At 44.8% G+C, this 14,526-nt stretch carries 12 protein-coding genes; 10 read left to right on the top strand and 2 right to left on the bottom strand.

What is annotated here, in order from left to right:
* Position 1: 1 nt before the first annotated feature.
* Positions 2–2,563 (bottom strand): [protein-PII] uridylyltransferase, encoded by a 2,562-nt coding sequence (locus tag AC1RR2_RS01345; RefSeq protein ID WP_493220499.1) that lies wholly within the window; start codon positions 2,561–2,563, stop codon positions 2–4.
* A complete protein-coding gene (gene map, locus AC1RR2_RS01340) occupies positions 2,563–3,393 on the bottom strand; it encodes a type I methionyl aminopeptidase (RefSeq protein ID WP_493220498.1) in 831 nt (276 codons plus the stop codon). The genes AC1RR2_RS01345 and map overlap by 1 nt, the downstream gene beginning before the upstream one ends.
* Before the next feature lie 370 nt (positions 3,394–3,763).
* Between map and rpsB the strand changes: the two genes are divergently transcribed.
* From rpsB to AC1RR2_RS01290, 10 genes are all read left to right on the top strand, one after another.
* Positions 3,764–4,507 carry a 30S ribosomal protein S2 gene (gene rpsB / locus AC1RR2_RS01335; RefSeq protein WP_493220497.1) on the top strand — a complete coding sequence of 248 codons (744 nt, stop codon included), beginning with the start codon at positions 3,764–3,766 and terminating at the stop codon, positions 4,505–4,507.
* Between the two features lie 134 nt (positions 4,508–4,641).
* Positions 4,642–5,523 (top strand): translation elongation factor Ts, encoded by an 882-nt coding sequence (tsf, locus tag AC1RR2_RS01330; RefSeq protein WP_493220496.1) that lies wholly within the window; start codon positions 4,642–4,644, stop codon positions 5,521–5,523.
* 207 nt (positions 5,524–5,730) lie between these two features.
* Positions 5,731–6,447, top strand: coding sequence for a UMP kinase (pyrH, locus tag AC1RR2_RS01325; protein WP_422995054.1), 717 nt, complete (start codon positions 5,731–5,733; stop codon positions 6,445–6,447).
* A gap of 108 nt (positions 6,448–6,555) precedes the next feature.
* On the top strand, positions 6,556–7,116 hold the full coding sequence (gene frr / locus AC1RR2_RS01320) for a ribosome recycling factor (RefSeq protein WP_186942319.1): 561 nt from the start codon (positions 6,556–6,558) through the stop codon (positions 7,114–7,116).
* A 42-nt stretch (positions 7,117–7,158) separates the two neighbouring features.
* Positions 7,159–7,914 carry a polyprenyl diphosphate synthase gene (gene uppS / locus AC1RR2_RS01315; protein WP_493220495.1) on the top strand — a complete coding sequence of 252 codons (756 nt, stop codon included), beginning with the start codon at positions 7,159–7,161 and terminating at the stop codon, positions 7,912–7,914.
* Positions 7,915–8,001: 87 nt separating this feature from the next.
* Positions 8,002–8,826 (top strand): phosphatidate cytidylyltransferase, encoded by an 825-nt coding sequence (locus tag AC1RR2_RS01310; protein WP_493220494.1) that lies wholly within the window; start codon positions 8,002–8,004, stop codon positions 8,824–8,826.
* Positions 8,827–8,903: 77 nt separating this feature from the next.
* Positions 8,904–10,091, top strand: a complete 1,188-nt coding sequence (ispC, locus tag AC1RR2_RS01305; RefSeq protein WP_493220493.1) for a 1-deoxy-D-xylulose-5-phosphate reductoisomerase — start codon at positions 8,904–8,906, stop codon at positions 10,089–10,091.
* A 3-nt stretch (positions 10,092–10,094) separates the two neighbouring features.
* Positions 10,095–11,462, top strand: coding sequence for an RIP metalloprotease RseP (rseP, locus tag AC1RR2_RS01300; protein WP_493220492.1), 1,368 nt, complete (start codon positions 10,095–10,097; stop codon positions 11,460–11,462).
* A 104-nt stretch (positions 11,463–11,566) separates the two neighbouring features.
* The gene (bamA, locus tag AC1RR2_RS01295) at positions 11,567–13,921 is read left to right on the top strand and encodes an outer membrane protein assembly factor BamA (RefSeq protein WP_493220491.1); all 2,355 of its coding nucleotides are present in this window, start codon (positions 11,567–11,569) and stop codon (positions 13,919–13,921) included.
* Positions 13,922–14,006: 85 nt separating this feature from the next.
* Positions 14,007–14,525, top strand: a complete 519-nt coding sequence (locus AC1RR2_RS01290; RefSeq protein ID WP_493220490.1) for an OmpH/Skp family outer membrane protein — start codon at positions 14,007–14,009, stop codon at positions 14,523–14,525.
* Position 14,526: the final 1 nt, after the last annotated feature.

The following is a 14,526-nucleotide window of genomic DNA, read 5'->3' as shown; positions in this document are numbered from 1 at the left end:
TTTAAATGCGCAGTGCATCTAGTAATTCAGATTCAAATTGAATTTGATTTTTAGGGTTATGTAGAGCTGCGCCATCGACCAAAAATACATCTTCTACTCGTTCGCCCAGCGTCATTACTTTGGCCGTGTGTAGATTGATTTTATATTTGGCTAGTACGCCTGCGACTGAGTATAACAAACCGTTCCTATCGTTCGCGGAGATCGATAACAGGAAGTATTGGCCTTTATCATCGGGGCGTAATTCTACCGTTGGCACCAAAGGAAAATTGCGCGACAAACGTGATAAACGGCCTTGATTCGGTGTGCTCAATGGAACTTGCTTCGCCAGGACTTCTGCTAACTCATGTTCGATCAAATTAATGATGTCGCGATAATTGCTGGCAAATGCCGGTTCGGTGACTAGAAAAGTATCGAGCGCATAACCACTTTTTGTTGTGTGGATTTTTGCATCCAGAATCGCAAAATTTTTACTATCAAAATAATTGCAGATCCTTGCAAATAGGTCAGCTTGATCGCGTAAATAAACGGTGACTTGTAAGCCTTCACCGATCGGTGCCACGCGGCATTTCACTATGGGTACAGAGCTACTAATTTTGTCGTGCAGCACACGAGTCTGCCATGCAATGTCGGAGGCGTCATGGCGTAGAAAATAGACGATGTCGAGCTCATCCCACAACTTGGTATGTGCGTTATTTTCTATGCCGACTAAACGTAATGCTTTGAGAGCTTCTTCTTGGCGATTCTTTAATTCACGGTCGGTTGAAGGTGTCTCGCCACCAAGTACGCGTAATGTGATTTTGTATAAGTCTTCTAGTAACTTACCTTTCCAAGCATTCCATACTTTAGGGCTGGTGCCGCGAATATCACAAACTGTGAGTAAATATAGGGCGGTCAGATGACGTTCATCTTTCACCAAATCGGCAAATGCCTGAATCACATCTGGATCGGATAAATCTTGCTTTTGCGCTACCTGAGACATCGTTAAATGCTGCTGTACTAAGAAAATCACCAATTCAGTATTGTCTTTGGAAATGCCGTGATCAAAGCAAAATTTACGGGCATCTGCCATGCCAAGTACGGAATGATCGCCGTTGCGTCCTTTTGCAATATCATGAAACAAAGCGGCAATGTAAAGCACCCAAGGTTGATTGAAATTGGCCATCAACTGGCTGCAGAATGGGTATTCGTGTGCATGCTCAGTCATGGTGAAGCGGCGCAGGTTGCGCACTACCATTAAGATATGTTGATCAACCGTGTAGGCATGAAATAAATCATGCTGCATTTGCCCGACGATGCGTCGGAAGTTGGGCAGGTAACGCCCCAAAATGCTAGTTTGATTCATGCTGCGCAGGACATGCGTAATGCCACGTGGTGACTGCAAAATTTGTAGGAAAGTGCCCCGATTGAAAATATCGTGACGAAATTCTGCATCAATCAGATTGCGGGCATGCCATAAAGCGCGCAAAGTTTTGGCCGTCATGCCTTTCAGATTTGCGTTCTGTGACAACAATAAAAACACTTCCAGCATCGCTGAAGGTGTTTGTTCAAATACGTTTTCTTCTGCAATATCGATGAGTCCATTTACCTCATTAAAGCGCGGATTGATTGCTTGTGCTTGATGGGGAAGTGGAAATAATACAGCTTCAATATTTTGTAATAGGATAGTATTAAGTTGGGTGACTGCTTTTGCTGCCCAATAATAGCGCTGCATCAGATATTCGCTAGCGCGACGTGATTCGGTAGTCTCGAATCCAAAGGTCGCGGCGATCGCGTTTTGCAGATCAAACACCAATCGGTCTTCACGCCGACCGGCTTGTATGTGTAGGCGTACACGTATGTCTTTGAATGCACGCTCATTGCGTTTGAGTTGATGAGCTTCGGTCGCCGTGATCAAGCCGCGTGCTGCGAGCTCTGCCCAAGAGTCACCGAGCTTGGCAGCTTTGGCAACCCATAGAATCACTTGCAAATCACGCAGTCCACCAGGACTTTCTTTGCAGTTCGGTTCCAGGCTGTAAGGTGTGTCTTCGTACTTGATGTGGCGTTGATGTAATTCCAAAAGCTTGGCTTGGAAGAACTGTTGAGGATTCATCGCTTCATCGTAGCGAGTTTTCAGCTCACGAAAACTATTCCGGCTGCCAGCCAGCAATCGCGCTTCGAGCAATGCTGTTTTGACAGTGATGTCAGCCGCTGCTTCGGTCATGCATTCGTCTATCGTGCGTATGCTATGGCCGATATCCAGACCGATGTCCCAGAATATTTGCACCAGGCTCTCGAGTTTTTCTCGTAGCGCTTTGTCCGGATGATCTGCTAGAAGAATTAGGACATCAACATCGGAGTAGGGGAATAGTTCCCCACGACCATAGCCGCCGACGGCCACTAAAGCGAGTTCTTTTGGAAAATTAAAGCTCTTCCAAATTTCACTTAGGTTGGCATCGACGCAGCGACACAAATCTTTGAGTAGAATTTCAGCCTTCGGTTTATCCTTGAAGGATTGAATGATGATCTGCTGTTCGGCCTTAAGCTTTGCTTTGAAAGCCATGGCATTCGCGATGGCTGTTTTCATCAGGCTGTGGCTTGTGCAGTGACTTGTTTGGTAATGAATGCAGGTGGTGGTGGCGAGCCAGCGGATAAGGTTAAAACTTCATAGCCAGTTTCCGTCACCAAAATCATATGTTCCCACTGTGCTGACAGGCTACGATCTTTGGTCTTAATAGTCCATCCATCGTTCATCTCACGAATTTCACGACGACCTGCATTGATCATAGGCTCAATAGTAAAGATCATGCCTGGTTTTAACTCATCTAAAGTACCAGGGCGACCGTAATGCAGAATTTGTGGTTCTTCATGGAAAACTTTCCCAATACCATGGCCGCAAAATTCGCGTACCACGCTGTAGCCTGCTTTTTCCGCATGTTGTTGAATGGCATGGCCAATATCACCTAAATGATTGCCTGGCTTAACTTGTTGTATGCCTAGCCACATGCATTCGTAAGTAACTTCGCTCAAACGTTTTGCCAAAATCGATGGTTCGCCGATGAAAAACATGCGGCTATTGTCGCCATGATAGCCGTCTTTAATGACTGTAATATCCAGATTGACCACGTCGCCATTTTTCAATACTTTGTCACCAGGAATGCCGTGACAAATGACATCGTTGACCGAAGTGCAAATCGCTTTTGGATAGGGTGTATAGCCAGGTGGGCAATAATTCAGTGGTGCGGGAATTGATCCTTGCACATTGGTCATGTATTCATGACACAAGCGATCGAGTTCGCCAGTAGTGACGCCAGCTTTGACAAATGGCGTGATGTAATCAAGCACTTCAGATCCTAAGCGACCGGCAATGCGCATGCCAGCGATATCTTCAGCAGTTTTAATAGAAATAGTTGACATGCGTTCTCAGCAATCAGAAAGTATATGGGGAAGTTAGGGGAGTTAATCGTGAATTATAGACGAGGAGTAACAAGCGCGCTGTCTTCGCTATAGAAATAAGGCTATTTTTTACGAATTTATTTTTGATATTTTGCATAATCAAGGCGGGAGCAAAGTCCGGAAGTTGCTTGAGTTCGTCTCCTTGCTTGATCAAAGTGATGGTTTCAGGTTAGAATAGATGGTTAGCTTGAATAAATTGCATGCTAATCAAAAGCAGTATTAAATATGTTTGTTTCTTAAAGATCGAATCTGGTCGAAAAGGGTGTTTCTCTTGTAGTTCAATAAGCAGAGGAATCACTGACTCGATTCAAGACCTAACCCTGGAGTTATTATGTCTGTAACAATGCGTGAAATGTTAGAAGCTGGTGTTCACTTCGGTCACCAGACCCGTTTTTGGAATCCAAAAATGGCACCGTACATCTTTGGTCATCGCAATAAAATCCATATTATGAATTTGGAAAAAACATTGGCGATGTATCAAGAAGCAATGAAATTCATCCGCCAATTATCTTCTAACCGTGGTACGGTTTTGATGGTTGGTACTAAGCGTCAAGCGCGCGAATTGATCGCTGCTGAGGCAAACCGTGCTGGTATGCCTTTCGTTGATCAACGTTGGTTGGGTGGTATGTTGACTAACTTTAAAACAGTTAAAACTTCCATCAAGCGTTTGAAAGATATGGAGGCATCTGTGCAAGATGGTTCTGTAGAGAAGTTGTCTAAAAAAGAAGCGTTGATGTTTGAGCGCGAAATGATTAAGTTGCAAAAATCTATCGGCGGCATCAAAGATATGGGCGGCGTTCCTGATGCAATTTTCGTGGTTGACGTTGGTTATCACAAAGGCGCGATCACTGAAGCTGCTAAATTGGGTATTCCAGTAATTGGCGTAGTTGATACTAACCATTCTCCAGCTGGCGTTACTTACATCATTCCTGGCAATGATGACTCTTCTAAAGCGATTGCTTTGTACGCTCGTGGCGTAGCAGATGCAATTTTGGAAGGCCGTGCCAATGCAGTGAATGAAGTGCTTGAAGCGGTTAAGCCAAACGACGAGTTTGTTGAGGTAGAACAGGCTTAATTTCGCGCCAGTGCTTTTCTATAAGCGCGGCGATTGAAAAGTAAAAAAGGGGCCAACGCGTGTTTGCCCCTTTTTTTAAATCGAATTTATATTGAAATGTGCATCTTTGTGGTGCAATGAATTAGGAGAAAAACATGGCAGCAATTACAGCAGCGATGGTGGGCGAATTACGTGCAAAGACTGATGCTCCAATGATGGAATGCAAAAAAGCATTGACGGAAGCTGAAGGTGATATGGAGCGTGCGGAAGAGATTTTGCGCGTTAAATTGGGTAGCAAAGCTTCTAAAGCAGCTTCTCGTATTACTGCGGAAGGCGTAGTTGCTTCTTTTGTAGCTGACGGCATCGCTTCTTTGGTTGAAGTTAACTGTGAAACAGACTTCGTGACTAAGAATGATGATTTCATCGCTTTCTCAAATAAAGTAGCAAAATTGATCGCTGAAGCAAATCCAGCGGATTTGGCTGCTTTGGCTGCTTTGCCATTGGAAGGTGGCACGGTTGAAAGCGTGCGCGCTGGTTTGATTGGTAAGATCGGTGAAAACATGTCTATCCGTCGTTTCGAGCGTTTTGAAACAACAGCAAAAGTTGCTTCTTACTTGCATGGCACACGCATTGGCGTGGTTGTCGAGTTCGATGCTGCTGATCACCAAGTTGGTAAAGACGTTGCGATGCATATCGCTGCGATGAAGCCAGTGTCTTTGTCTACTGAACAAGTTCCAGCAGAATTGATCGAAAAAGAGCGCTCTGTGGCATCTCAAAAAGCGGCTGAATCTGGCAAGCCAGCGGATATCGTGACTAAGATGGTTGACGGTGCAGTGCAGAAATTCTTGAAAGAAGTTTCTTTGTTGAATCAACCTTTCGTGAAAAATGACAAGCAAACAGTAGAGCAAATGTTGCAATCTGTTGGCGCATCTGTGAAGGCTTTCACAATGTTCGTGGTTGGTGAAGGCATTGAGAAGAAGCAAGATGACTTCGCTGCAGAAGTGGCGGCGCAAGTTGCTGCTGCTAAACAAGCGTAAGCAAGCTTTAAAAGAAAACGGGCCGCAAGGCCCGTTTTTTTAAGAGCAGTAGTTGTCGTGTCGGCAGTAAAATAAGAAATCGCGCTAATGTAAGCGATTATCGCAAGTATTTTTTAAGAGGTGGATTGATCGTTGTGCTCTGAGTGCAGCGTTGACCTCACAGAATTTTTGCAATAATCTCTTCCCAACTTTAAAGGAGCCCAGATCGTGACTAAACCAGCTTATAAGCGTGTGCTTTTAAAACTCTCTGGTGAGGCTTTAATGGGTGATGATGCCTACGGCATCAATCGCGCCACCATTGAGCGTATGGTGGCTGATGTCGCTGAAGTTTCGCGTATGGGCGTTGAATTAGCCATCGTGATTGGCGGCGGTAATATTTTCCGTGGGGTAGCGCCTGGTGCGCAAGGCATGGACCGAGCAACCGCCGATTACATGGGTATGTTGGCGACTGTGATGAATTCCCTTGCTTTAGGTGATGCGATGCGCCAGGTTGGTATTACAGCCCGCGTAATGTCTGCAATCGCAATTGAACAGGTTGTTGAGCCTTATGTGCGTCCAAAAGCTTTGCAATATTTGGAAGAAGGTAAGGTTGTTATTTTTGCTGCAGGTACGGGCAATCCTTTCTTTACGACGGATACGGCAGCCGCCTTGCGCGGTTCAGAGATCGGTGCTGAATTGGTCTTGAAAGCGACGAAAGTAGATGGCGTCTATACGGCAGATCCCAAAAAAGATCCAACCGCCACTCGTTACACCACCATCTCATTTGATGAAGCGATCTCACGTCATTTGCAAGTGATGGATGCGACGGCTTTCGCTTTATGTCGTGATCAGAAGTTGCCGATTAAAGTATTTTCTATTGTGAAGCCAGGTGCTTTGAAAAATCTGATTATGGGTGGAGACGAAGGTACCTTAGTCCACGTATAATGCGCCGTTTCGGATTGCAAGGTGAACTTGGTTGATTCACCAAACTTCATTTGTTTCGAGATCAATGAGAGCGAGTGCTCTCGTTCTCATTTAGTTCAGGAGTAAATCATGACAGTTGCCAGTGTTAAAAGTAGCGCAGATCAGCGCATGCAAAAATCGATTGAGACCTTAAAGGCAGATTTGTCTAAGGTTCGTACCGGTCGTGCTCATCCAGGTATTCTGGATCACGTGATGGTAGATTATTACGGTTCGCCGACAAATATTTCGCAAGTCGCGAACATCACTTTGATCGATTCTCGTACTATCGGTGTGCAACCATGGGAAAAGAAAATGTTAAACGTGATCGAAAAAGCGATTCGTGAATCCGATCTGGGTTTGAATCCAGCCTCACAAGGTGATTTGATTCGTGTGCCGACACCACCTTTGACCGAAGAGCGTCGTAAAGAAATGGTGAAATTGGTTAAGACGGAAGGTGAAGATGCCAAAATCGCGGTGCGTAATATTCGTCGCGATGCGAATGAGTCGTTGAAAAAGCTGTTGAAAGACAAGGATATTTCTGAAGATGATGAGCGCCGTGCGCAAGATGATATCCAGAAGTTGACAGATAAGTTTGTTGCAGAAGTCGACAAGCTTTTGGCTGAAAAAGAAAAAGAAGTGTTGACCGTTTAAGCATCGGGTTTCTTTTTTCTTTTTGTCCAATTCTGGAGTTTCATGAATCATTCAAGCTCAACGAAAACAGTTCCTGATGCGGGACTGATGCCGAAGCACATTGCCATTATCATGGATGGCAATGGGCGTTGGGCTACTAAGCGATTTCTACCACGTGTCGCGGGGCATGTTAAAGGTGTTGATGCGGTGCGTGGCATCGTTGAAGCCTGCATAAAACGTGAAATAAAGTTTCTGACTTTATTTGCTTTTAGTTCTGAAAACTGGCGGCGTCCTGCCGACGAAGTGTCTTTGTTGATGCGTCTTTTTGTGACTGCTTTGGAAAAAGAAGTTAAGAAGATGCATGACAATAATATTCGCTTAAAAATTGTCGGTGATTTGTCTCGCTTCGATTTGCCATTGCAAGTGGCGATACAACAGGCACAAGAATTGACCGCGGCAAATACACGACTAACCGTAACGATTTGCGCTAATTATGGTGGTCGCTGGGATATTGTTCAGGCGCTTAATAAGTTGACGTCTGAAGGAGAAGCTGTAACTGCAATCACCGAAGAAATGCTGGAGTCACATTTGTCTATGGCCTATGCGCCGGAGCCAGATTTGTTCATACGTACTGGCGGTGAAACGCGTATTTCCAACTTCTTATTGTGGCAGTTGGCTTACACTGAACTATATTTTACGGATACTTTTTGGCCTGATTTTAATGCCAAGGCATTAGACGAGGCGATACATTCTTATCAAACCAGAGAGCGTCGTTTCGGGCGCACAAGTGCGCAGGTCGCTGCAGAGTCCGCAAGCTAGTTCGTCAATCCTGACGGGATTTGTTGGCGGCTCAAAATTAACTTATTTGTCCTCTTAATGTCTACCTAACGAGTAATATTCGCCATTATGCTAAAAACACGCGTTATCACGGCTCTTGTCTTGCTAAGTATTTTGATCCCGATTTTGATGTCGGGCTCTCCTATGGCTTTTACCGCGGCAGCAGCGCTATTTTTAGCGGCGGCGATGTGGGAGAGTCAGCGCCTTTTCAATAAGCCGGGAGCCATTCCGATTTCTGTTGTGTGGGCTTTGGCTTTCGCGTATTTGTCTTTGCAGACGACTACCTTTTCCTTGCCTACTTTATTCACTGTATGCGTACTTTTCTGGGTGTTTGGCCTAATCCCTAGTCTGAAATTTGGCTTGCCCTCAATTACCAGTTTTGCCAGTGGTTTGATTAGCGGCGTTTATGCGGTCGCTATCTTTGGTTGCTTTATTGCGATGAATTTCTTGTTTGGCAAATCAAGTAAATTGCTGTTGTCGACCTTAGTACTGGTTTGGATCGCCGATAGTGGTGCTTACTTTATTGGCAAGGCAATTGGGAAGCGTAAATTGGCACCAAGCATCTCTCCGGGCAAGTCATGGGAGGGCGCCATTGGTGGAGCGATGGTTGTGATTCTGTTCGCCGTGCTTTGCGTTTTAGTTCCAGTGCTGCATGACAGCTTACCGCACAAAATTTATGTTAGCCAGGGCGGCTTAGTCATGATAATCAGTATGTGCCTGATTTCAGTAGCAAGCGTGATCGGCGATTTGTTTGAATCTTTACTCAAGCGTCGTATAGGGTTTAAAGACAGCAGTCACCTATTGCCAGGACACGGGGGGGTTTTAGATCGGATTGATGCTTTAATTCCTGTTTTACCATTGGCGGCTTTATTAGTGTCAGTTTGGAACCTATAAGTAGTCTAGGTGATCGTGCAATTTTGCACAGCAACTGAAACACTTAGCCACAATGACAGCTTGATAAAGCGAGATTTATGCTTAAACAACAAATTTGCATTCTAGGCGCGACAGGTTCTATCGGCGTTTCCACTTTAGACGTGATTGCCCGTCATCCTGAGCGCTATCAGGTTTTTGCCTTAACAGCGCACACGCAAATCGAAAAGCTTGCGCAGCAATGCGCTGTATTTCAGCCGACTTACGCCGTGGTCGCAACCGCAGACTTAGCCCAACAACTGGAACATAGGCTGAGTCAGGTCTCGCCCAACACCAGTGTCTTATATGGCGCGCAGTCGTTGTGTGAAGTAGCCAGTGCGTCTGAGTGTGACGTAGTGATGGCCGCGATAGTTGGGGCGGCCGGATTACCAGCTTCTTTAGCCGCAGCGCGGGCTGGTAAACGTATCTTACTGGCAAACAAAGAAGCACTGGTGATGTCGGGGCAATTATTTATCGATGCCGTGCGACAAAGTGGTGCTATCTTGTTGCCAATAGACAGTGAACACAATGCAATTTTTCAGTGTTTGCCGGTCGGATTTCAGCGAGATCTTGCAGGTAGTGGGATCTCTAAAATAATACTGACGGCATCGGGTGGCCCATTTTTAAATCGGGACGTTGCCTCATTGCATAGTGTCACGCCAGAACAAGCTATTGCGCATCCGAATTGGGTTATGGGACGCAAGATCTCTGTTGATTCAGCTAGTATGATGAACAAGGGCTTGGAAGTTATTGAGGCACATTGGTTATTTGGTGCTACAGCTGACAAAATCGAGGTATTAATTCATCCACAAAGTCTGGTTCACTCCATGGTGTCGTATGAGGATGGCTCTTTGCTAGCGCAATTAGGGAATCCTGATATGCGCACCCCGATTGCTTATGGTTTGGCTTATCCAGAACGTATTGCGTCGGGCGTGGAAGCTTTAGATTTGAGTAAATTTTTGCAACTGAATTTTTATCAGCCAGATTTGCAACGTTTTCCGTGTTTGCGATTGGCTTATGAGGCTTTGCGCGCCGGTGCTTCTGCGCCCGTGGTATTGAACGCCGTCAACGAAGTTGCGGTCGATGCGTTCTTGAATTCTGCGCTCGGTTTTATGCAAATAGAAACAGTTATCGCACATGCCTTAGAAAAAATTCCAGTGCAAGCGGTCGATACACTAGAGGCGATATTCGAGATCGACTTTGAAGCGCGGCAGGTGGCGCATAGTTACATTTCTCAATTGAGGCACTAAGCTATGGAGAAGTTACAGACCGCACTGGCATTTGTTTTTGCCCTTGGTAGCTTAATTATTTTTCACGAACTGGGCCATTTTTTGCTTGCCCGTTGGTGTGGAGTTAGAGTCCTGCGTTTTTCCGTCGGAATGGGAAAACCGCTCTTCATTAAAAAATTTGGAAATAGCCCGACTGAGTGGACGATTTCAGCGATTCCCCTTGGTGGTTATGTGAAGATGTTGGATTCACGTGAGCTACCTAAGTCGGAGATGACGGAAGATGATTTGCGTGAAGATTTTTCTGGTAAGTCGGTTTGGCAGCGTATCGCCATCGTGGCAGCTGGGCCAGTTGCGAATTTCTTGTTGGCGATCGTTTTGTTTTCTGCCTTATTTATGGTGGGCATTGCAGATCCCATCGCTAAGATTCGTATTGCCTCACAAAGTTCTATAGCCTATCAATCCGGTCTACGCCACGGCGATCATATTCTGCGCATTGATGGTGAGACTGTGCAGTCATGGTCCGATATGCGTTGGAAATTAATGCAAAAAGGGCTAAATAAGCAGGATGTGATAATTGCTTTTGAGCGCCCGAATCGTGATCGGGCAACGAGCATGGATCAATTAGAAATTAAACTACCAACTAGTCAATTGAGTGCAAGTGATCTGGAAGCGGACTTTCTGAGTAAAATGGGCATTGGTCTGTTCAGAGGTGCGGCCACGATACAGGAAGTGACGCCAAATGGCCCTGCAGCAAAGGCGGGCTTGCAAGCCGGTGATCAGATACTTGAAATTGACGACAGAAAGATACTCGATGGCCTTGAGTTAGTTGAAGTAATTAGTGCATCACCGGGCAAAACTTTAACAATGCTGGTAAGTGGTGCAAAGCAAGAATTCGAAGTCCAAATTACACCCGATTCCAAGCAAGAGAACGGCAAGATCATCGGGCGTATTCAAGTACGTCCAAGTAGCGATGTGCAAATGACTACCATCACTTATGGTGGCCTCGATGCGATTGCCAAAGGAGCATCCAAAACTTGGCAAACTAGTGTAATGACATTGAAAATGATAGGAAATATGTTACTGGGCGATGTCTCCTGGAAAAATATTACTGGCCCACTGACAATCGCTGACTATGCGGGGCAAACTGCCAGAATTGGGCTGATTAGCTATATTAGTTTCATTGCGTTAATCAGTATTAGCCTTGGTGTCATGAATTTGCTGCCTATACCTGTGCTAGACGGGGGGCATTTGTTGTATTATTCGCTGGAAGTTTTAACTGGGAAGCCAATTCCAGATAAATATGCAGAAATGGCGCAGCGAGGAGGGCTAGCTGTATTGTTGTGTTTGATGGTTGTTGCTTTTTTTAATGATATTGTCCGACTAATGTCATAATACTCAGTTTGATTCAAGCGCAAATCTAAATTCAAGTTCACAGGCTTGAGTTTTATGCAAATGAGTAGCAACCAGGTAGAAATATTGAGACTGAAAAAACCCCAATGAAATTACAATTTGAGAAATTTACTTTGCCAGCTTTCCCTCGTCATCTCCTTGCACTTGCTGCATTAGCTCTGTGTTCCGGTCAAGCGGCCGCGATCGAACCATTTACTGTTAAAGACATCCGCGTTGAAGGTCTGCAAAGAACTGAAGCCGGTACGGTCTTCAGTTACCTGCCAGTGCGCGTTGGTGAAGTCTTTAATGATGCAAAAAGTGTTGCGACGATTAAAGCCTTGTTTGCCACTGGCTTTTTTAAAGACGTACAGATTGAAGTGGAAGATGGTGTTCTGATTGTCTTATTAGATGAACGTCCTACTATTTCTACTGTGGATTTCACAGGCACCAAAGAATTTGAAAAAGACCAGTTGGTCAAAGCTTTAAAAGATATTGGTGTAGGCGAAACTCGTATTTTTGATAAAGCGACGGTGGATCGAGCTGAACAAGAATTGAAAAAGCAATACTTGTCACGTGGTTTGTACGGAGCTCAAATCACGACTACCATTACCCCAATTGAACGTAATCGTGTCAATGTCACTTTTGCGGTGGATGAAGGCGATGTCGCTAAGATCGCGCAAATCAATATAATCGGTAATAAGGCGTTTTCTGACGGTGAATTGAAAGAATTGTTGGCGTTAAGTACACCAACATGGTTTAGCTGGTATTCAAAAGCAGATCAATATTCTAAGCAAAAACTTTCAGGTGACATCGAGACGATACGTTCCTTTTATCAAAATCGCGGATATCTGGAAATGCAAATTTCCTCCACACAGATTTCTATCACGCCTGATAAAAAACAAATTTACATCACAATTAATATCGATGAGGGTGACAAATACACTGTCTCTGACGTTAAGATTGAAGGCGAGACCTTTGGTCGCGAAGAGGAGCTGGCCTCTTTACTGTTGCTGAAAAAAGGCGATACCTATAATGCTGCACGTTTGACGGATAGTACGAAACGGATTACCGATCGTATGGGTAACTTTGGTTATGCCTTCGCTAACGTCAATCCTAATCCTTTGATTGATAAAGAGAAAAAAGAAGTCGCATTTACCGTGTTCGTTGATCCAGGAAAACGTGTTTATGTACGTCGTATCAATTTGGCCGGCAATACGCGGACACGCGACGAAGTCATTCGTCGTGAGTTCCGCCAATTTGAAAGTTCATGGTATGACGGTGAAAAAATTAAGATTTCACGCGACCGTGTTGAATATTTAGGCTTCTTCAAAGAAGTTACTATCGACACTCCAGAAGTGCCTACCAGTACCGATCAGGTTGATGTGAATTTGACAGTCACTGAGAAACCTACAGGTAATATCATGTTGGGCGCGGGTTATTCCAGTGCGGAAAAAGTGACGATTACTGGCTCGATTCAGCAAGTGAATGCTTTCGGTAGTGGCGATACCATTGGTCTTGATATTAATACCAGTAAATATAATCGCACCATCGCCTTAACTCACGTCGATCCGTATGCGACCGATGATGGTATTAGCCGTAGTATTGATGCTTATGTCCGTACTTCATTGCCCCCAATTGGCTCGTATGGTTACTACCGTATTCAGTCATCGGGCGGTAATCTGCGTTATGGCGTGCCATTCTCAGAACTTGATACCGTATTTTTTGGTATCGGTCTGGAGCGCTCTAAGATTGATACTTACACCGACAGTCCGTACCGCTATTTAAAATATGTAGCCGACTTTGGTGGCAAGGATGTGATTAAGGATACGACTAATCCTTTATGGGGTGTAGGTTCCGCAACGAATAATTCGATTCCTTTATCCGCGGCATGGCAACGTGACAGTCGCGATAACGTTTTAACGCCATCGATTGGTCGCTATCAAAGGATTAATTTTGAGGTTTCTGCATTTGGCGAATTTAAGTACTATCGTGCGATTTATAAACATGAATATTTCAAACCAATTTATCGTTCAGTGATTTTGGCGATGAATGGTGAGATCAATTACGGTCATGGCTTAGCTGGAAAACCGTATCCTGTATTTAAGAATTTCTATGCTGGTGGTATTGGTTCCGTCCGTGGCTACGAGCCTGGATCTCTAGGTACTAAGGATCCGCGCGGCGATACTTTGGGTGGTGCAACACGTTTGGTTGGTAATGTGGAATTGCAAATTCCATTCCCGGGTGCGGATAAATCTTTGCGTTGGTTCACCTTCTTCGACGTTGGTAACGTTTTTGATGAAGGTCAAAAAATCCGCGCGCAGGATTTGAGAACTTCCGTCGGTATGGGTATTAGTTGGATTTCTCCTATGGGACCATTAAAATTGAGCTTTGGTAAGGCATTAAATGCTAAACCTGAAGATAGGCGTCAAGGCTTCCAGTTTACGATGGGAACGGGTTTCTAATTGGGTGCGACTTGCATTGCCTTTCTGGTTCGAGTTTGTCTTATGTGTAGTTCGCAATTTCGAAGTTTGTAATGTGGAGAATATTTTGAATCAAATATCTTATCCGTCCAAATTCTTACGCCGAGGATTATTCGCGGTGGTTTCTCTGGTGGCGATGGCTCAGGTGCAGGCACAGGATTTTCGCGTTGCATTCTTCGATGGCCAGCGTGTTTTGAATGAATCTTTGCCGGCTAAAGTTGCAACTTCGAAGATTGAGCAAGAGTTTTCCCGCCGAAAAAAAGAGTTGGATGAAATAAATGAACGTTGGCGTGGATTGGTACGTCGATTCGAAAAAGACGCGCCAGGTTTGTCCGATTCAGATCGCATTAAACGCCAGCGTGAGTTAACCGACCTCGATCAGGAATTTAATCGTAAGCAGCGTATCTTTAACGAAGACTTAGGCCAGCGTAAGCAAGAAGAGTTAAACGCCTTAGCGGAGCGTGCTTTAAAAGTCGTAAAACAAATTGCGGAAGCTGAAAAGATTGATCTGGTAGTACAAGACGCTGCTTACATCAATCCACGCATCGACATTACAGATAAAGTACTGAAAGCACTTTCCAAATAAA

It is taken from the genome of Undibacterium sp. GW821-FHT11H02 (genome assembly GCF_058808015.1).
Note: the sequence above shows the minus strand (reverse complement) of the source record. Positions and strands in the feature narration are given on the sequence as shown.